General features: G+C 69.2%; 14 protein-coding genes and 2 pseudogenes. 8 read left to right on the forward strand and 8 right to left on the reverse strand.

The features are described from left to right. The first annotated feature begins 202 nt into the window (after positions 1–202). Positions 203–1,051, forward strand: coding sequence for an alpha/beta hydrolase (locus tag AB0I77_RS47375; RefSeq protein ID WP_363289164.1), 849 nt, complete (start codon positions 203–205; stop codon positions 1,049–1,051). A gap of 263 nt (positions 1,052–1,314) precedes the next feature. Here AB0I77_RS47375 and AB0I77_RS47380 read toward each other — a convergent pair whose 3' ends face one another. From AB0I77_RS47380 to AB0I77_RS47400, 5 genes are all read right to left on the reverse strand, one after another. Beyond that, positions 1,315–2,217 (reverse strand): MBL fold metallo-hydrolase, encoded by a 903-nt coding sequence (locus AB0I77_RS47380; protein ID WP_363289165.1) that lies wholly within the window; start codon positions 2,215–2,217, stop codon positions 1,315–1,317. After that, on the reverse strand, positions 2,214–2,756 hold the full coding sequence (locus AB0I77_RS47385; protein ID WP_363289166.1) for an ester cyclase: 543 nt from the start codon (positions 2,754–2,756) through the stop codon (positions 2,214–2,216). Before AB0I77_RS47385 ends, AB0I77_RS47380 begins: the two co-directional genes overlap by 4 nt. Then, positions 2,753–3,859: a hypothetical protein gene (locus tag AB0I77_RS47390; RefSeq protein ID WP_363289167.1), complete on the reverse strand. Its 1,107-nt coding sequence runs from the start codon at positions 3,857–3,859 to the stop codon at positions 2,753–2,755. The genes AB0I77_RS47385 and AB0I77_RS47390 overlap by 4 nt, the downstream gene beginning before the upstream one ends. 794 nt (positions 3,860–4,653) lie before the next feature. Beyond that, complete coding sequence (locus AB0I77_RS47395) at positions 4,654–6,213, reverse strand: acetolactate synthase large subunit (protein WP_363289168.1); 1,560 nt, start codon at positions 6,211–6,213, stop codon at positions 4,654–4,656. After that, positions 6,210–7,064 carry an acetoacetate decarboxylase family protein gene (locus AB0I77_RS47400; protein ID WP_363289169.1) on the reverse strand — a complete coding sequence of 285 codons (855 nt, stop codon included), beginning with the start codon at positions 7,062–7,064 and terminating at the stop codon, positions 6,210–6,212. The genes AB0I77_RS47395 and AB0I77_RS47400 overlap by 4 nt, the downstream gene beginning before the upstream one ends. Positions 7,065–7,250: 186 nt before the next feature. Here AB0I77_RS47400 and AB0I77_RS47405 point away from each other — a divergent pair, with 186 nt between their 5' ends. The 7 genes and pseudogenes from AB0I77_RS47405 (at position 7,251) to AB0I77_RS47435 (ending at position 15,391) form a co-directional block, all read left to right on the forward strand. Continuing rightward, on the forward strand, positions 7,251–8,240 hold the full coding sequence (locus tag AB0I77_RS47405; protein WP_363289170.1) for an AraC family transcriptional regulator: 990 nt from the start codon (positions 7,251–7,253) through the stop codon (positions 8,238–8,240). 98 nt (positions 8,241–8,338) lie between these two features. Next, positions 8,339–8,571, forward strand: a pseudogene (locus AB0I77_RS47410) (transposase family protein); the annotation flags it as partial. A gap of 392 nt (positions 8,572–8,963) precedes the next feature. Next, positions 8,964–9,773 (forward strand): N-acyl homoserine lactonase family protein, encoded by an 810-nt coding sequence (locus AB0I77_RS47415; RefSeq protein WP_363289171.1) that lies wholly within the window; start codon positions 8,964–8,966, stop codon positions 9,771–9,773. Beyond that, on the forward strand, positions 9,770–11,053 hold the full coding sequence (locus AB0I77_RS47420; protein ID WP_363289172.1) for a hydroxyacid-oxoacid transhydrogenase: 1,284 nt from the start codon (positions 9,770–9,772) through the stop codon (positions 11,051–11,053). The genes AB0I77_RS47415 and AB0I77_RS47420 overlap by 4 nt, the downstream gene beginning before the upstream one ends. A 7-nt stretch (positions 11,054–11,060) precedes the next feature. Beyond that, positions 11,061–11,564, forward strand: a complete 504-nt coding sequence (locus AB0I77_RS47425) for a zinc ribbon domain-containing protein (RefSeq protein WP_363289173.1) — start codon at positions 11,061–11,063, stop codon at positions 11,562–11,564. Positions 11,565–11,718: 154 nt separating this feature from the next. Next, entirely contained in the window at positions 11,719–14,559 is a 2,841-nt protein-coding gene (locus AB0I77_RS47430; RefSeq protein ID WP_363289174.1) for an FAD-linked oxidase C-terminal domain-containing protein, read from the forward strand. Between the two features lie 109 nt (positions 14,560–14,668). Then, positions 14,669–15,391, forward strand: coding sequence for a GntR family transcriptional regulator (locus tag AB0I77_RS47435; RefSeq protein ID WP_363289175.1), 723 nt, complete (start codon positions 14,669–14,671; stop codon positions 15,389–15,391). Between the two features lie 226 nt (positions 15,392–15,617). On the opposite strand, the gene AB0I77_RS47440 is transcribed toward AB0I77_RS47435, so the two are convergent. The 3 genes and pseudogenes from AB0I77_RS47440 to AB0I77_RS47450 form a co-directional block, all read right to left on the reverse strand. Beyond that, positions 15,618–16,799: an epoxide hydrolase family protein gene (locus tag AB0I77_RS47440; protein WP_363289176.1), complete on the reverse strand. Its 1,182-nt coding sequence runs from the start codon at positions 16,797–16,799 to the stop codon at positions 15,618–15,620. A 414-nt stretch (positions 16,800–17,213) separates the two neighbouring features. Then, positions 17,214–18,276 (reverse strand): annotated as a pseudogene (locus AB0I77_RS47445) (alkene reductase). 327 nt (positions 18,277–18,603) lie between these two features. Further along, a partial coding sequence (locus tag AB0I77_RS47450) for a hypothetical protein (protein ID WP_363289177.1) occupies positions 18,604–18,831 on the reverse strand: 228 nt, incomplete at its 5' end.

The raw sequence follows: 18,831 nt of genomic DNA on the forward strand, positions 1-18,831 counted from the left end.
AGTCGTCGCGGCAATCACCGACCCCCGGCCGTGACCGCGCCGACCATCGGCCGTCCCGACGTCACGCGTCCGCACGATGCGCCGCGCCGCTCGAAGGCCGGGTCCTCACCAGGAGATCCGCGAGCCGACAAGGCGGCCTACTGACGCCCGCCCCAACAGATCACATGTCTCAGGCACACCGGCAAAAGGGAGAAGCACACTCATGAGTACCTATCTGGCGGACAAGGCCGAGGACCTGTCCGTGGAAGGCGTTTCCGCAGCGTTCACCTACCGGCGGATGGGGCCACAGGGCGGCGTCCCCCTGGTCCTGGTGAGCGGCTTCCGCGGGACCATCGACTCGTGGGACCCGGAGTTCCTGGATCTCCTGGCCGCCGGCCACGACGTGATCCTTTTCGACAACGTCGGGATCGGTTACACGAGCGGCGAACCGCGCGACTCCGTCGAAGGATTCGCCGACGGTGCCGTCGAGTTCATCGAGGCCCTCGGCCTGGCGCAGGTCGATCTGCTCGGCTGGTCCATGGGCGGCTTCGTGGCCCAGCACGTGACGCTGCGGCGGCCCGACCTCGTCCGCAAACTGGTCGTGGCGGGCAGCAGTCCGGGCCGGGTGCCCGGGGCGCTGCCCTTGACGGAGAAGGTGCAGGGCATCATGGCCAAGCCCGACGCCGACGCAGACGACCTGCTCTTCCTGTTCTTCCCCGAGACCGACGCGGGCCGCGCCGCCGGGGTCGAGCACCTCACCAAGGTCTCGACCCGACTGGCCGCCGGGGGCCCCGCGGTGTCCGAGACAGCCGCGATGCGCCAACGCGCGGCCATCGCCAAGTACATGGCGGTTCCGTTCGAGCAGGTACGGGCGAACCTGGAGACCATCAGGCAGCCCGTCCTGTACGCAGGCGGCGTCCACGACGTGATAGCCCCCGCCCTGGCCTCCTACGTCGCCGTCCAGCACCTCGACTCGGCCACCCTGGTCCTCTACAGCGACGCCGGTCACGCCTTTCTGTTCCAGCACGTCAAGGCCTTCACCACCGAGGTGGCCAACTTCCTCGCCAACTGACCACGCCGCCCGAAAACGTCGGCACGCGACTCGGGCGGCAGACCGCTGACACCGGATCAGAGACACCTACTGACCGTGCGAAGTACCGCCTGATTCCGACTGCCGATCATCACCGCCGAGCGCCCCCGGGCCCGGCCCGGAGCTGATGATGACCCGGTGCTCCTCACGATTCCCCGACTTCACCGCCACGCCGGTCCGTGTCGTCGCCGAGGACGACTGGTTCGCGATCACCTTCGTCCTCACCGGCACGACCACCGGGTCCTTCAACGGCACCCGCCACCGGCCGATCGATCAAGGTGCTGGAGGTCCGCATGTTCAAGGTGGCCGACGGGAAGCTCACCGGCGCCCCGGCCTTGCCCGGTCGGCGTTCCGTCCGGCTCACACAGGTTGTCTTGTCCTGCGCGCGTCTTCTCCAGCAGTAGCCGGTCGTGGGAGTTCACGAGCACGAGGTCGGGCTCGCCCCGCTGGTACAGCTCGGCGAGGCGGGCGTGGTTGGCGCGGACGCGCTTGATGTCGTACGCGACCATCCGCTCCATGGCGCGCAGGGACGCGGGGACCGGGGAGCGGCCGTCGAGCGTGCCGTGGTGGTAGAAGGCGTCGCCCGCGTGCACGATCCAGCGGTCGCCGGCGTCCACGGCGACGCAGGCGTGCCCGCGGGTGTGGCCCGGCAAGGAGAGCAGGACGATCCCCGGGGAGATCTCGTCCAGCTCCTTGGCCGCTGCGAAATCCCGCCACCGTTCCCCGTCCGGGGTGTGCTCGACGATCTTCGGGCCGTGTGCCCACTGCGCGGCCTCGTAGCGGAGTTTCTCCCGCCGGGTCGGCGCGATCATCGAGGCGAGAGCCTCGGCTGCCGTGACGTGGACCTGGGCGTGCGGGAAGTCGGACAGGCCGCCGATGTGGTCCACGTCGAAGTGGGTGATGACGATGTGCCGGACGTCCTCGCGCCGGAAGCCGAGCCGCTCGACCCGGCGGGCGGCGGTCTCCTCGGGGTCGAACACCGGCCGGAGCATCCGGCGGGCCGGTCCGGTGCGCTTGTGGTCGAAGACGTCGTCCAGGCCGAAGCCGGTGTCGACGAGAACCAGGCCGCCCTCGGTCTCCACGAGGAGGCAGTGGCTCACCATGTCGGCCAGCTTCATGCTGCCGCAGTTGAGGTGGTGGACTCTCACGGCAGTACGGCTTTCGGGGTGTGGACGAGGGCGGGGTCGGGTTCGCCGCCGGCTTCCTTGAGCAGGCCCCGCACGAAGCGTGCGGCCCGGAGCCAGTTCCGCGGGCGCCTCATGTTCAGGCCTCCGATGAGCTGCTTCAGCAGCGTGAGGCTGTCGAAGTAGATGCGCTCGCAGACCAGGTCGTCGTTGGCGTCGAAGATGAAGTACGCCGTCATGCGGACCCGGAAGCGGTTGCCGGTCGGCGGAATCGCGCCGAGGGGGCCCCGGTGGGTGCCCAGCAGCCAGAACTCGACGATGACGGCGTCGTCGGTGTGGCGCAGCGCGATGATTTCGTGGTCCTGGTCGGGGAAGGCGACACGGCTGCCGTGGTAGTAACCACGGACGGCCCGGTCGCCGTCGTGGACCGTCATGGTCGGGATCAGCTCGTAACGCGGGTGGGGGAAAGTGGCCAGGACGTCGTCCCAGTCCTGGCGGACCTCGTCGTGGAAGTGGTCCAGGACGAGCTGCTGGCGGGCCTTGCGGATGTCGTCAGTGATCATGAGTGCGCGATCGCCTTGTGGGTGAAGGTGGGTGCGGTGCCGGGGTTGGCCCAGGAGGCCGTCAGCTCGCTGGACGGGAAGAACTGGAGGAAGCGGGGGTCGGCCTGGGAGCGGTCGACCAGCGTTTTCTCGAGGATGAGTGAGTTGTACTGGTCGGCGGTCGTCTCGATGGTGTTGGCGTTGAGGACGACCTCCTGCCGCCAGGTGCGGGCCCAGCGGGCGATACCGGGCATGCGCGAGTGCTCGGGGGTGAGGCACTCCGCAGCGATGGCGTTCTCGCTGGAGGCCCAGATGCCGGTGTCGGTGTTGAGGACGAGGGTCTGGTTGCCGAAGACGTGCCCGGGGGTTTCCACGAGGGCGACCCCGGGGCCGAGGATCAGGGAGCCGTCGACGGGAAGGAAGGCGTCCGGACGTACGTCCTGGTACGTCTCCGGCTGGTACCAGGGCTGTTGGAGGGGGTGCAGCTGGGACATGGACAGCAGCTCGTGCCGTTGCACGATGACCTTGGCATGAGGGAAGGCGGGCTCGACCGCGTTGCCGCCGTCGACGTCGCGCTGCGGTCTCGTGGTGCCCACCCAGCGGCGCAGGTCCTGGGTGTGCAGGTGGTCGAAGAGGAGATAGTCGACGTCCTTGGGCCGGATGCCGAGCCGGGCCAGATGGCCGAGGACCGTGCCGTGCTCGGTGACGAGCAGGGACCGCAACATCCCCGGAGTGCGTCGGGCGAGCGCCGCGAAGTACGGGGTGTTCTGGCCGAGTTCGTGGTCGCTGGGCTCGAACAGCAGCACCCGCTGCCGCCCGTCGCTCTCCGTCCACCGTACGACCAGCATGCGGTTGGTGATCGCCACGAACGGCGCGATGGCCGAACTGGCCCTGAACAGGCCGAACTTGGTCGGGTAGGGAAGGGTAATGAGGTCGCAGGTCGTGACGCTGTCCGGGGTGCCGGTGGCGGCGAACTCGGCGCGGAAGTCCTTCGCCCGGGTCCGGGCCCAGGCCAGCTTGGCGCCGTAGCCGCCGGGAACCTCGACGAGTCCGTCGAGGGTGGTGATGGGGGTACCGGTCGTCGGCATGTCGACGACGTCGGTGTCGTGCCAGGCGAGCTTCATTTTCTCCTGCTCCTCCTCCGGTCAGCAGATCTTGTTGATGGGGTTGGTAGCTGCTCGCTGGGGAGCGCGCGCGAGCTCGGTTCAGCTCGAGGGAACCGGCCTCCCGGCAGTGGGGGAGCGCTCAAGACCGTTCGGGGCGTGCGGCTGATCAGACTCACTTCTGCTCAGTCTTCAGGAACGGTTGACGCCGTATCCGATCCGGGCGATGTGCCCGAGGATCCGGCTCATGGTGCGGCTCGTCTCTGTAGGTGGTGGAGTGCGGGGTGGGGTTCTGGGTGGAGTCGGTCGGTGATCAGGTGCTCGATCTCCCGGCGGCTCGCGTGGAGGTCGACGCCTTCGGGGTCGAGCGCGTGCTGCAGGGCGACGCCGCCGGCATGCCGACGATCACGCTTCGCCAGCCCGCGCGGATCGACGGTGCGGGTACCTCCTCCCCGGCGAGGGCGAGACGGTCCCGATCGCCTGCCGGAACATGCGGTCGGAGGCGGTCATGGCCGGGCGCAGGTCGGATGAGGTGACCATCGCGTCGGACCAGAGCTCGAGGAATGCCCGGTGCAGGGGCGGGCGTTCGGCCACCAGGTCGATGAAGGCCCGGACCAGACCGATCAGCTCGTCGACGGGTGCGTCGGAGCGGGTAGCTGCCGCTAGCGCCGTACGGAACTCGGCGGTGACGACGTCGACGAGTCACTGAAGCAACGCGCCCTTGGAACCGATGACAGACCAGCCCGTCCGGCGCCCCATACGGCCGCATGCAGCCGCAGTTGAGGTGGTGAACCTTCATCCCAGCGCCTCCACGCTCAGAGTGCCAACGAGGGCACGACGACCTCCACGAGGTGTGGCCCGGGCTCGGCAATCGCCCGCTCGAGTGCCTCGTTGAGTTCCTCGGCAGTATCGACACGGACCGAGGGCACACCGAACCCTTCGCCGATCGAGACGAAGTCGAGGCGGGTGTCTCCCAGATCCAGCTGCGCTTTCGCCTTGGGGCCCGCTGCCCCAGCGCCGACCCTTTGGAGTTCGAGGTTGAGGATCGCGTAGGAGCGGTTGTTGAAGATCACGACGGTGATGTCGAGCTGCTCCCTCGCCATGGTCCACAGGGACTGGATCGTGTACATCGCAGATCCGTCGCCTTCGAGCGCGAAGACCGGACGATCCGGGCAGGCGACAGCCGCGCCCACGGCGACCGGGAGCCCCTGGCCGATCGCACCACCTGTCAGCGTGAGTACATCGTGGCGTGGCGCCCCTGCGGTGTGCGCACTCAGGGACAGCCCCGAGGTGTTCGACTCGTCGGAGATGATCGCGCGTTCGGGGAGCACAGCGCCGATTGCCTGACAGACCTTGTCCGCGGTGAGCGGTCCCGTCGGCTTGTCCGGCCGGAATGGCCGCGCGGCCGGTGCTTCGACCTCCCGCGCATCCACGGCATCCGCGAGCGCCTCCAGGGTCCCTTGAATGTCGTCGGTGGGTGCGACCAGCTCATGGACCGCGCACCCGTCGGGAACGAGATAGCTCTCCTTGCCCGGGTAGGCGAAGAATGACACCGGTGCCTTGGCATCGACGAGCAACAGGTGGTCAAATCCCTCGAGTTGCGTCGCTGCGAACTCGGCGAGGTAGGCGAGGCGTTGTACCTGTGGAACGCCGGCCCCACGCTCCCACCGGGTCGGGAAGACCTCGCCGAGGAGTGTCGCTCCGGTTGCTTCCGCTATCCGGGTCGCCAGGCGCAGGGGGTCTGCTCGAAGTGCGCGGCCGCCCAGAAGCAATGCGGTCTTCCGGCCGCTCGCCAGGGCCGCGGCGCCCCGCTCGACCGACGTCGCCGGCACCGCTGACGGTGGCGTCACCGACAGCGGTGCGCCTGGCTCGGCGCCCTCGTTCCACGAGACGTCAGCGGGCAGGATCAATGTGGCGACCTGCCCGGGTGATCCGTGAGCGGCCTTGATCGCCTCGGCGGCGTCGCGGCCCAGTTCCTGCGCGGACTGCGAGGTCCGAACCCAAGGGGAGACGTTACGAGCGACGGTCTCGATGTCGGACTGCAACTGGGTGTCGTGCTGAACGTGGTGCGTAGCGTGATCGCCGACGATGTTGATCACCGGCACCTTGGCTTTACGGGCGTTGTGCAGGTTGGCGAGCCCGTTCCCGATTCCGCACCCGAGGTGCAGCAACGTCGCCGCGGGGCGATCAGCCATGCGCGCATATCCGTCCGCGGCGCCCGTTGCCACACCTTCGAACAGAGCGAGAACGGCACGCATGTTCGGCTCGGAGTCCAAGGCGGCAACGAAGTGCATCTCCGATGTGCCGGGGTTGGTGAAGCACGTGGTCACGCCGGCATCGACCAGCGTTCGCATCAGTGCCTGGGCGCCGTTCATGAACCCGCGGACCCCGTTCCGACGGGGTCGAGATCGGTGCGGTACGCGCTGCGCCATTCCGTCCACTCGGGCAGTGGGACCACCTTGTCGGGAAGGTTCGACACCAAGGCGTACTGGGGCACGAAGATCGCGCCGACGGACTGTGCCGAGATACCGAGCTCCCGTAGCTCGTCCGCGACCGGGTGCGAGCCGAGCACGAGCCGAGCGTGGCCGGGGCCCGGCAGGGTCGTGGCGGTCACCTCGAGCTGGTACGGGACGTGGTACATCGCGTTGTCCACGGGGCTGACGGAGTAGCAGTGGAAGTCGCGGCGGAGGGTCTCGTGCGGCCCGTCCGGGCGCTCGACCGCCAGAGTGAAGATCGGGGTGCCGTCCTGGCTGACCTCGGCGATCCGCTCGGTGGCGCTGTCCGAGAACTGCACATCGGCCATGATCTTGGGAAAGCCGAGAACGTCGCGTCCGACCCGGAGCGCCTGAGCACTGTCCACGGCGATGTGGACAATGTACGAGCCGTTGCCGGGGAGCTGGTCCGCCTCGGTGACCGAGGCCACCGGCACGTTCTCACCGGGTGACCGGTGGACCGGGATACCGCAGACGAACTCGCGATACGGGTCCATGTTCTTCTCGAGGTACTCCATCACCTGGACGGTGATCAGTGCGTGTTCCGGGGTGACAAGCACGGGGCGAACGTCGGTTTCCGGCATCAGCTCCTCGGCCTTGGCCGCGTCGATGAGGAAGTGTCCGACGACCGCGCTGGCCCGCTCGGTCAGCAGAGGCATCCGCACGGACGTTCCGTCGCTGAGCCAGTGCGTTCCCTGCGTGCCGTCGTCGACACCCATGATGGATTTCGTCATTGAAACCAACCTCCAGATCGTCGGCGGTAGGCACGGTCGTGGCTTCCGTTCCGATCGCCTCGCTGGTCCTGACGTTAGGAAACCGCCCAGGTCCGGCACAGGCTCCCAGCGGCCGAATACTTACTCGGATCGGCAATGTATGAGAGCGTCGGGTTCGTGATGGATCGGCGCGTACCGCGGGCTCCCGTGGGGACCCTGCTCACTGCACGATTCGGCGAGGAGCGCGGGGTCGGACTCGCGACCTGTCTGGCCGGGACTGGTCTGCGGCCCGATCAGCTCGCCGACCCGGCGCTCGAGGTGACCGCGGACCTGGAGCTTGCCGTTTCGGCGAACCTCGCTCGTGCGCTCGGGAATCCGCCTGGGCTCGGGATCGAGGTCGGCACGCGCTTTCGGCTGACGTCGTACGGCATGTGGGGTTTCGCGCTCATCAGCAGCCCGACGCTTCGTTCGGCCCTCGATGTCGGCCTGCGGTTCATGGACCTGACCTTCGCGTTGTGCGGGATCGAGGCGCGACAGGTCGGCAGGGAGGTGCATCTGATCCTGAGCTGCGACGACCTGGCGCCCGAGTTGCGGCGCTTCGCGGTCGAACGTGAAGCAGCGGGGATACAGACCATCCAGCGTGACATCTTCGCCACGCCCCTTGCGCTCGACCGAGTGAGTTTCACCTTCCCGCCGCCGCGGCAGGCATTGAAGCTCTACAAGGACGTGTTCGGCGTCGCGCCGGAGTTCGACGCCGACCAGAACGCGTTGGTGTTCGATGCCGGCCTCTTGGACGTTCCGCTCCCCCAGGCAAACGAACTCACGACAGCGCAGGCACTGGAGCATTGTCGCGAAAGCCTGGAACGCCGCAAAGCACGTGGCGGCCTGTCGGGTCAGGTCCGCGATGTGCTTGTCGCGCACCTTTCGGATCCACCGAGTGCGGCGCAGGTCGCTGATCAGCTGCACATGAGCGCACGCACCCTACGGCATCGGCTCGCGCAGGAAGGCACGTCCTTCCGTGTCCTGCTGGACGAGGTCCGCGAGCGTTTCGCGGAGGAGTTCCTCAGCCATGGACTGCGCGTCACCGAGATCGCGTCGCGGCTCGGATACGAAGAAGTCTCGAGCTTCTCCCAGGCGTTCCGCCGCTGGAAGGGGATCGGGCCCCGGGCCTACCGGGCCACCACCGGCGTTCTCTAAAGCGTGGTGCAGAAGGCTGCGATCAGGGCATTGCCCTTGTATGCGGGGGGGTATTGAGGGCTGATCCGTTGTGGGTGGAGACGTTCACGGGACTGCGGATGAAGCAGTTCGAGCGGTTGCTGAAAGCGGTGCGGGAGCGGGGTGGCGACGGGCCGCGGATCGGCCGTCCATGGTGTCTGCCGATTGGCGACCGGGTACTGGTGGTGGCTGTCTGCTACCGGACGAACCTGACCATGCGGCAGCTCGCGCCGCTGTTCGGGGTCTCCCCTGCCACGGTGTGCAGGGTCATCCAGCGGCTGCGGCCCTCCTCGCCCTCGAGCCGGTCTCCCGTCCCGTCGGTCGCGAAGGGTAGGCCCGCGAAGGGTGGGGACAGGGCCCAGAACCTCATGGTGTTGCGCATGCATCCGCAGCACGCGACCGCGCTGGTACGGGCCCTGCTGGCGCTGACGCACCACCAGGTGGCTCGGTGACCGATGGTCTCCCCGCACCGATCAGTGATGAGCTGCGCGACCACCCCAACGACTCATCACACCAGGGCCGTTGACCTGCACGAACCACGATGGAACTTCCCTGTTCCTTGAAAGCGTGGCTCAGCGGCCTGGGAGAGACCTCGTCCGCGATCAACAGAAATCCAAGTCGGCTTGGGCACTTGACGTGTTGCATGCAACACATCACACTCAACCCATTCGTACGGATCGGACAACAAGGACAACAGGAGGTCCGATGGCGCCGACCAAAGTGCATGTCCTGGACTGCGGGGCCATGAGTTGCGATCTGGCCTGGCTGCTGCTGAAGCCGGGCCGCACCATGCGCTCCCGCGCCGACCGCGACCGGCCGGTCGAGTGGTATCCCTGCACGACCCACGCCGTTCTCGTGGAGACACCGGAAGGCACACTTCTCTGGGACACCAGCTGCCCGCGCGACTGGGAGACCCGGTGGGAACCGACCGGGCTGCAGGAGTTCTTCCCCTACGACCAGGTGAGTGACGATCAGTACCTCGACGCCCAGTTGGGCCGGCTCGGCGTAAGCCCCGAGCGGCTGGACTACGTCGTGCTGTCGCACCTTCACTTCGACCACACCGGGAACGTGAACATGTTCGCCGGCACCGGCGCGCGGCTTGTGTGCCACGCGGAAGAACAGAAGTGGGCCTTCGGCTACGAGGGCGCCTTCAACGGGGCACACCTGAAGGCGGATTACGAGGGACTCGACTTCGAGACCGTCTCGGGCGACACCGAGATCCTTCCGGGGGTCACCCTGATCGAGGCCCCGGGGCACACACCGGGGACCATGGCGATGAAGGTGGACCTGCCGGAGACCGGTTCGATGATCTTCACGTCGGACGCCGTCTACATGGGCGACTCCTACGGCCCCCCTGCCATACCGGCGGCCATCGTCAACGACCTGTCGGCCTGGTACGGCTCGGTCGAGAAGATCCGCGGCCTGGCCGAGCAGTCGAACGCCCAGGTCGTCTTCGGTCATGACGCCGAGCAGTTGCGCTCCATGCGCCGGGCCCCGGACGGCTACTACTCATGATTCCGGACACGTCCACGGAGACGGTTTTCACCTACGGTTCGCCGGCCCTGAAGTTCGGGGCGGGAGCCAGCGATGAGATCGGGTTCGATCTGGCCCGCCTGGGGGCGAAGCGGGTCCTGATCGTCACCGATCCCCAGATCGCCGCCACCGGGCACCCTCAGCGGGTCGCCGAACAGATGGCGAAGTTCGGTGTCGAAGCCCACGTGTTCGACGGCGTACACGTGGAGCCCACGGACGCCAGCCTGCGGCAGGCCATCGACCATGCCCGAGGTTCGGGGCCCTGGGACGCGTTCGTGGCCGTCGGCGGCGGTTCCAGCATTGACACCGCCAAGGCCGTCAACCTGCTCACCACCAACACCGGTGAGCTGATGGACTACATCAACGCGCCCGTGGGCGCTGCCAAGGCCCCCGCCCAACCGCTCAAGCCGCTGGTCGCGGTGCCCACCACGACCGGTACCGGTTCGGAGAGCACCACGATCTGCGTGCTGGACGTGCTCTCGCTGAAGGTGAAGACCGGCATCAGTCACGCCTGGCTGCGGCCCACGCTGGCTGTCGTGGACCCTGCGCTCACGGTCACCCAGCCCCCCGAGGTCACCGCCTCGTCCGGGATGGACATCCTCTGCCACGCGCTGGAGAGCTACACCGCTCGACCGTACGACTCCTACGACCGCAAGACGCCCGAGCAGCGGGTGCCCTACTGCGGTGCCAACCCCATCTCCGACATGTGGTCCGAGCAGGCGCTCCGACTGCTGTGCCGCTCGTTCCGGTCGGCGGTGCGCGACGGCGAGAACATGGCGGCGCGCGTGGACATGGCACTGGCCGCGACGATGGCCGGACTGGGGTTCGGCAATGCCGGAGTCCACATCCCGCACGCCAACGCCTATCCGATCGCCGGGCGGGTCAAGGAGTTCCGGCCGCCCGGCTACGCGGTGCACGAGCCGATGGTGCCCCATGGCATGTCGGTGTCGCTCACCGCACCGGAGGCGTTCAGGTTCACCTACTCCGCCCGGCCGGAACGGCACGTGCGCGCCGCCGAGTTGCTGGACCCGACCGCCGACAGGCCGAAGGACCTCGCCGACTTCCTGCCCGCCATCCTGACGGAGCTCATGCAGGACATCGGCATCCCGAACGGTATCGGCGGCGTCGGTTACACCTCGTCGGACGTCCCCGACCTGGTCGAGGGGGCGATGAAGCAGCAGAGGCTGCTCGCCACCGCTCCCCGGCCGGTCACGGACGAGGACATCGAGCGGATCCTCGTCCGCTCGCTGGACAACTGGTGAGGCGGCCATGGCCATCTATGAGCTGAAGTGTCCGTCCGGCCACCGCCACGAGGTCATCCAGTCCTTCACCGCGCCCCTGCCGGACTGCCCGGTCTGCGGAGCGCCGACGTCCAAGGTTCCCAGCGTCTTCGGTCTCGCGGGCGCCGCGAAGCTGCCGCCGTCCGCGGAGTCGATGCCACAGACCTGGCGGGGCACCTACGAGGGCGATCGGGACTACGTGACCCACCTGCGGCGCACGGCCGAGGAGCGCCGGCGTCTGGAGGACGCCCACCCGGAGCTGGCCGGCGACCGCCGGCCGATCGTGGCACACGAGGGACGTTTCGAGCAGCGACCGCTGCGGGCCGGCGACCCGGTGCCCGGCGTGGGCGCTGGAGAAACCCACGTCCACAGCCACCCCCACACCCAGACTCACGGCCACGGCCACGGCCACGGCCACACGCATGGTCCCGGCCACACGCACGGTCAGCCACCCGGCCAGGGCGGCGAGCCCGCCCCACCCCCGAGCCAGTGACCGGTCGCGCACAGCCCGACGACCGCTCTCCCCCACGTGGCCGCCAGTGCAGCCGACTCCGACAGCCTGCGCCGCTCCTTGGCCACCCGCCCCTGGGACGCACTGCTTGCCCACATCAAAGGCCCCCCACGAGACATCAGGAGCCCCCTCGGACATGCACACGGTGGAGATGGATCCGAAGGAGGTGGTCGCCACCCTGCGCGCGGCGGGCGTGACGGAGGTGGACGCCTCGACGCGCCGGAGAGCCGAATACGCGACCGACGCCTCGCTGTACCGGGTCGTACCCGCCGCCGTCGCCTTCCCGAGGGGGGCCGATGACGTGGCGGCCGCCTTGGCGGTATGCCACGAACTGGGCGTCCCCCTGACGGCACGGGGCGCCGGCACGTCGATCGCCGGCAACGCCGTGGGCAGCGGCGTGGTGCTGGACTTCTCCCGGCACCTGACCCGCATCCGCCACGTGGACGCCGAGTCCAGGACGGCTGTGGTCGAACCGGGCGTCGTACTCGACGATCTCCAGCGGGCCGCGGGCGCCCACGGACTGCGTTTCGGTCCCGACCCCTCGACGCACAGCCGCTGCACGATCGGCGGCATGATCGGCAACAACGCCTGCGGTTCACGCGCTCTGGGCTACGGCCGCACCGCCGACAACGTCGTCGAACTGGACGTGCTCACCGGTGGCGGCGAGCGACTCACCGCCGTCCGCTCGGCCGACCCGCGGTCCTCACCGACGCTGTCGAAACTGCAGGAGGTGGTGCGGGCCAACCTCGGACCCCTCCGTACCGAATTCGGGCGGTTCGGTCGGCAGGTGTCCGGATACTCGCTCGAGCACCTGCTGCCGGAGCGCGGATTCGACGTCGCACGTGCCCTGGTCGGCACCGAGGGCACGTGCGGAGTACTGCTGAGCGCCACAGTGCGGTTGGTCGCGGTGCCGGCGCGGACATCCCTGGTGGTGCTGGGCTATCCGGATCTGGCGACGGCCGCCGACGCCGTCCCGCACATCCTCGCCCACTCACCCGTCGCGGTGGAGGGGCTGGATGCCCGCATGGTGGATGTCGTGCGCGCCCGGCGCGGCGCCGACGCGGTGCCGCCGCTGCCCAAGGGCGGCGGCTGGCTCTTCGTCGAGCTGTCCGACGACGACGAGAGCGCCCTCGCCGTGCGGCAGTCCGCCGTGGTGGCGGCGGACACGGGTGCGAGCGGTCACCGGATCATCACCGACCCGGCGCAGGCCGCCGCGCTGTGGCGGATCAGAGAGGACGGCGCCGGACTGGCCGCCCGCTCACAACGCGGCCGTGCCGCGCACGCCGGCTGGGAGGACGCCGCCGTCCCGCCGGAGCGGCTCGGCGCCTATCTGCGGGAATTCGAGGCTCTGCTCACGGATCACGAGCTGACCGGTACACCGTACGGGCATTTCGGTGACGGCTGCGTGCACGTCCGTATCGACTTCCCCCTGACCGAGCCGCGCGGTCCGGTGGTCTTCAGAGATTTCCTGCTCGAGGCGGCCAAGCTGGTGGCCCGGTACGGCGGCTCCCTGTCCGGCGAACACGGTGACGGGCGGGCCCGGGGCGAGTTGCTGCCGTTGATGTACTCCTCCGCGGCCCTGAGGGCGATCAGCGCCGTCAAGGACGTGTTCGACCCGGCCGGCGTCCTGAACCCCGGGGTCATCGTGCGCCCCCGCCCGCTCGACGCCGATCTGCGGACCCCGGCGGCCCACCCGATCCGCACCGACCTGGCTTTCGGCTACCGGGAGGACGCCGGGGATTTCACCGCCGCGGTTCACCGCTGCACCGGCGTGGGCAAGTGCCGCGCCGATCCGACGGGGGACGGTGAGGTGATGTGCCCCTCCTACCGGGCCACCCGGGACGAGAAGGACTCCACGCGGGGCCGCGCGCGAGTGCTGCAGGAGATGGCGGTCGGCTCACTGGTGCCCGACTGGCGGGCGCCGGCCGTACGCGAGGCGCTGGATCTGTGCCTGGCGTGCAAGGGCTGCGCGTCGGACTGCCCGACCGGCGTCGACATGGCCATGTACAAGGCCGAGGCCCTCTACCAGGCATATCGTCATCGTCCACGACCGCCGGCGCACTACGCGCTGGGAAGCCTGCCGACCTGGTCGCGGCTCGCCTCCCTCGCGCCGGGACTGGTCAACCGTGCCACGTACGGTCCGCTGGCCGCACCGGGCAAGCGCATGGCGGGAGTGGACCCGCGCCGCGGTGTGCCGCCGTTCGCCCGCCAGACCTTCCGGCGCTGGTTCAGCGAGCACCGGCGCGAACGCGATCGCGTCGGCGACCCGGGCGATCCGGTGCTCCTGTGGGTCGACACGTTCACCGACCACTTCACCCCACAGGTGGGCATCGCCGCCGTACGAGTGCTGGAGCATGCCGGATTCGCGGTCCGCATTCCCCGGAAGAAGCTGTGCTGCGGCCTGACCTGGATCTCCACCGGCCGTCTGGACACGGCGCGGCGGATACTGCGCCGGTCCGTGGCGCAGTTGCGTCCGCTGGTCGCGGACGGCATACCCGTGGTGGGCCTGGAACCGTCGTGCACCGCCGTCTTCCGCTCCGACGCCCTCGAACTGCTCGCTGGTGATCCCGCCGCACAGGAGGTGGCGCGTGGCGTCCGCACGCTCGCCGAGCACCTCGCCTCGCGCGCCGGGTGGGAACCACCGAACCTGGACGGCGTGCGTGTGGTCGCCCAGCCGCACTGCCACCAGCATGCCGTCATGGGCTGGGAGCACGACCGCGAGTTGCTCACAAGGGCTGGGAGCACGGTACGGAGAGTCGGGGGCTGCTGCGGACAGGCCGGGAACTTCGGCACCGAACGCGGCCACTACGACGTCAGCGTCGCCATCGCCGAGAGCGCCCTGCTGCCGGCCGTACGCGAAGCGGGTCCCGACGCCGTGGTGTTGACCGACGGGTTCTCCTGCCGCACTCAGCTGTCCGACCTCGGAGCCCGCGAGGGTGTCCACCTGGCCGAACTTCTCGCATCCCGCCTCGAATGATGCGGCTCGGGCTGCGCGCTCACGTCAACTAGGCCCAGGCATGTCACACGTAACATGTCAGGTGCGGCGTAGCGAGGCGCCGGGAGTACGAGCGAGCAGGAGGCCCAGGGTGCGGGAGATCGCCGGTAACGCGAATCTGAGTACGCAGATCGCCGAGGTGGTCAAGGAAGCGATAGTCACCGGAGAAATGCGGCCCGGTGAGCTGTACTCCGTCAGCCAACTCGCGGACCGGCTGAACGTCTCCCGTACCCCGGCACGCGAGGCGCTGCTGGGACTGGCCGATCTCGGCCTGGTGCGGATCGAGCGCAACCGCGGCTTCAGGGTCGTACGGCGCGAGCCCCGGCAGATCGCCGAGGTCTTCCACCTGCGTCTGTTGCTGGAGGTGCCCGCCGCCCGACTGGCGGCCCAGCACGTCGATCCCGCCCTGATCGACGGCCTGCGGCGGGAACTGGCGGACATGGGTGCGGCGGCAGCCGACCACGACGAAGCCCGCTTCATGGCCCACGATCGAGCCTTCCACGCGCTCGTCCTCACCGCCGGGGGCAACTCTCTGCTCGTCACGACAGTCGCCCATCTGCGCGACACCATCGCCACGGTCGGCGCCTCCACCGTCGACCGCACCCGCTCACTCGCCGACATCGCCGCCGAGCACCTGCCCATCCTCGACGCGCTCGCCGATCGCGACCCGGCCGCGGCCGCCGAGGCGATGCGACGGCACGTTGCCCACACCGGAGAACTCCTTCTGGCTCAGGTCGCAGCCGAGAACGGCCGACCTCTGGCACCCGACGAGGCGGAACTCATCCGCGGCACACAGGACAAGGCCAAGGAGTGAGCCGCCGCCGTGGCCCCCTGCTTCCGTCCGGCCGTGGATGACCCCTCCGGCGGTGACGTCCACAGTGCGCCCTCGTGACCGCCGTGCGCCAACTGGCGCTGACGCACCACCAGGTGGCTCGGTGACCGATGATCTCCCGCAACGATCACCGTGATGAGCTGCGCCAGCACCCCGACGCCTCGTCACACCTGGGCCGTTGACCTGCATGAACCACGATGGAACTTCCTCAGTGGGGCAGTTCGCGGAAGAAGGTGCGGATGTCGCCGACGAGGAGTTCGGGTTGTTCCATGGCGGCGAAGTGGCCCCCGAGGTCGAACTCGGTCCAGTGCACGATGTGGTCGCGTTCCTCGACGGCACGGATGGGCAGGAGGGAGTCGTTCAGGAAGATGGCGACGCCCAGCGGGGTGGGTGAGTGCAGAGGGTAGCTCGATGAGCTGGTTGCGTCCGAGTGGGCGACCTCGTAGTAGAGGCGGGCCGATGAGGCTGCGGTGTTGGTCAGCCAGTACAGCGTGACGTCGGCGAGCATGAGGTCGCGGTCGACCGCGCCCCCGGGGCGGCCGGTGGGATTGTGGGTCCATTTCTGGAACGTCTCGGCGATCCAGGCGAGTTGCCCGGCCGGAGAGTCGGCCAGCGCGAACCCCACGGTCTGCGGCCGGGTCGACTGAAGGAGGAAGTAGGCGAACTCGTCGTCCCACCTTCTCCGGTTGCGGTCGTATCGGGCCTTGTCGTCCTGGCTGAGGCGATCGAGTTCCGTGGGCGTTCCGACGGGGTCGGACGGCAGGAAGTTGACGTGCGCGCCGATGACGTGGCCGGCATCGACGTGGCCCAGTGCCTGGGAGACGAACGAGCCCCAGTCGCCGCCCTGGGCTCCGTAGCGGTCGTAGCCGAGTCGGGCCATCAACTGCGCCCAGGCGCCGGCTATCCGAGTGGGTTCCCAGCCTCGTTGGGTGACCGGGGTGGAGAACCCGAATCCGGGCATGGACGGGATGACCAGGTGGAAGGCGTCAGCGGGGTCGGCGCCGTGTGCGCGCGGGTCGGAGAGGGGGCCGATGACGTCCAGGAACTCGAGGAACGAGCCGGGCCAGCCGTGGGTGAGGACCAGCGGGGTCGCGTCGGGCTCGGGTGAGCGGACGTGCAGGAAGTGGATGTTCTGGCCGTCGATCGTGGTGGTGAACTGCGGCAGTTCGTTCAGCCGCTTCTCCCAGACGCGCCAGTCGAAAGTGGTACGCCAGTACTCGGCCAACTCGGCCAGGTGGTCGACCGGGACACCCATCTCCCACCCCGTGCCGGGGATCGCGTCGGGCAGCCGGACCCGGCCGAGACGGTCGCGTAGATCGTCCAGGTCGGCCTGCGCGATGTCGATGCGGAACGGGCGGATGTCGGTGCCGGTGTCGCTGTTGCTTGTCATGTCCTCACTGGTTCCGTGTGGGTACAGATGCCGAGATGGGGTCGGTATGCCGGCGACGTCGAGGGAACCGGGCGCGCGCAGGCCGGGCCGGGTCGGGTAGTCGTGGTAGCTCTTGCCGGTCGCCACTGTGTGATGGCGGTGTCGGTCTCCGGAATGCGGCCTGCGCCGTAGAGGTACGAGTGCCGGCCTCCCGGGACCACCGCGGTCGCCGTGTCGATTCCGGCGTCCTTGACGCGGGCGGCGAACTCCTCGTCCTCGCCGGTCAGGACCTCGTACGTTCCTCATGGCCCGGGAGCCGGAAGGCGTCACCTTCCGGGAGGTGGACCCGGGTGGCGTCCGGGGATCTGGTGCGAACCGGTCGACGCCAACACCGACTACGGCCTCCTGCACCAGGACCGGTATGGCCGGGGTTTGTCAGGCGGTGTGGGTGGGGTAGTCGGTGTAGCCGGCCTCGCCGCCGCCGTAGAAGGTCTCGGGATCGGGGGTGTTGAGGGGCGCGCCGATGCGTACGCGCTCGACGAGGTCGGGGTTGGCGAGGGCCATCGTGCCGACGGTGATGATGTCGGCGATGCCGTCCTGGACGTCCTGGGCGCGGGTGGCGATGTCGGTGCCGGCCCGGTTGAGAACCAAGGTGTTCGGCCACAGCTTGCGGAGGGTGTGCAGGGGTTCGTCGTCGCCGCCGTGGAGGACGTGCAGGTAGGCGAGGTCGAGGGGGGCGAGAGCGCGTACGAGGGCGGGGTACAGGTCGTGGGTGTCGCTCTCGGCGATGTCGTTGTATGGGTTGCCGGGGGAGATCCGGATGCCGGTGCGGCCGGCGCCGATCTCGTCGGCCACGGCGGTGGCGATCTCGACGGCGAAGCGGATGCGGTTGTCGATGGAGCCGCCGTAGCGGTCGGTGCGCTGGTTGGTGTTGGTGGCGAGGAACTGGTGCGGGAGGTAGCCGTTGGCGCTGTGGATCTCGACGCCGTCGGCGCCGGCCGCGATGGCGGCCGCCGCCGCGCGGCGGTAGTCGTCGACCGTGGCGGCGACTTCCTCGGTGGACAGTTCGCGCGGTACCGGCATCTCCTGGAGGCCGGACGCGGTGAACATCTCGCCTGCCGGCTGGACCGCGGAGGGAGCGACCGGCTGCCGGTGGTGGGGGGTGTTGTCGGGGTGGGCGATGCGTCCGGCGTGCATGAGCTGGATGACGATGCGTCCGTCGGCCTTGTGGACGGCGTCGGTGACCTTGCGCCACCCGTCGATGTGCTCCTCGGTGAAGATGCCGGGGGTGAGCGTGTAGCCCTGGCCGTCGGCGTTGGGCTGGGTGCCCTCGGTGATGATGAGGGCGTGCGCGGCGCGCTGGGCGTAGTACTCGGCGTTCAGCTCGGTCGGCACGCCGTTCGGGGTGGACCGGCTCCGGGTCAGGGGGGGCCATGGCCAGCCGGTGCGGCAGGGAGATCTCCCCGGCGACGATCGGGTTCCACAGGGCGTTGAGCATGGGTGTTTCCTCAGATCAAGGGTGAGTGGGGGCTGCGGGGTGGCGGGCTTCCGCGAGTTCCGTGTACGCGGTGACCGGCCTGATGGGCGCGGTGCCCCTCCGCCATGGAAGGCGGACCGCGTGGAGGGGCAGCCGACGGTGCGCAGCAGCTTGCAGCACACATGACCGCCGCCAGTTGCAGTGCCGGGCCCTGGCTGTTTGTACGGGCAAGGGGAGGAGGCCGAGCGTGTCGGTCCTCCCCCACGCCGGAGGACGCATCGGCCGCGCGAAGCAGCGGCCGTGCCGTTGCCGCAAAAGGGACTCCGGAAACCGGAGCCGGAGCGGCGGTCAGCCGCGGTAGCGCGCGGCCGGGACCCGCCGCGACACGTTCGGGACGAGCGTCTGACGCGCCTTCTCGAACGACTCCCAGTCGCTGATGTCCGGCAGTGACGGGATGGTGACGGTCTCCCCGGCGTCGAGTCCGGCGAGCGCCGCGTCGACGACGTCGTCCGCGCTCATGATCCACTCGTCGGGGAACGCCTCGAGGTCGGCGCCGGAGCCGTCCCAGAACTCCGT

Source organism: Streptomyces sp. NPDC050619 (genome assembly GCF_040654815.1).
In the GTDB taxonomy this organism is placed as follows: domain Bacteria; phylum Actinomycetota; class Actinomycetes; order Streptomycetales; family Streptomycetaceae; genus Streptomyces.

Excerpts from the sequence above, each read along its gene's own strand:
- AB0I77_RS47375 (WP_363289164.1), top strand. The coding sequence starts at position 203 with ATGAGTACCTATCTGGCGGACAAGGCCGAGGACCTGTCCGTGGAAGGC.
- AB0I77_RS47385 (WP_363289166.1), bottom strand. The coding sequence starts at position 2,756 with ATGATCACTGACGACATCCGCAAGGCCCGCCAGCAGCTCGTCCTGGAC.
- AB0I77_RS47390 (WP_363289167.1), bottom strand. The coding sequence starts at position 3,859 with ATGAAGCTCGCCTGGCACGACACCGACGTCGTCGACATGCCGACGACC.
- AB0I77_RS47395 (WP_363289168.1), bottom strand. The coding sequence starts at position 6,213 with ATGAACGGCGCCCAGGCACTGATGCGAACGCTGGTCGATGCCGGCGTG.
- AB0I77_RS47400 (WP_363289169.1), bottom strand. The coding sequence starts at position 7,064 with ATGACGAAATCCATCATGGGTGTCGACGACGGCACGCAGGGAACGCAC.
- AB0I77_RS47415 (WP_363289171.1), top strand. The coding sequence starts at position 8,964 with ATGGCGCCGACCAAAGTGCATGTCCTGGACTGCGGGGCCATGAGTTGC.
- AB0I77_RS47420 (WP_363289172.1), top strand. The coding sequence starts at position 9,770 with ATGATTCCGGACACGTCCACGGAGACGGTTTTCACCTACGGTTCGCCG.
- AB0I77_RS47425 (WP_363289173.1), top strand. The coding sequence starts at position 11,061 with ATGGCCATCTATGAGCTGAAGTGTCCGTCCGGCCACCGCCACGAGGTC.
- AB0I77_RS47430 (WP_363289174.1), top strand. The coding sequence starts at position 11,719 with ATGCACACGGTGGAGATGGATCCGAAGGAGGTGGTCGCCACCCTGCGC.
- AB0I77_RS47440 (WP_363289176.1), bottom strand. The coding sequence starts at position 16,799 with ATGACAAGCAACAGCGACACCGGCACCGACATCCGCCCGTTCCGCATC.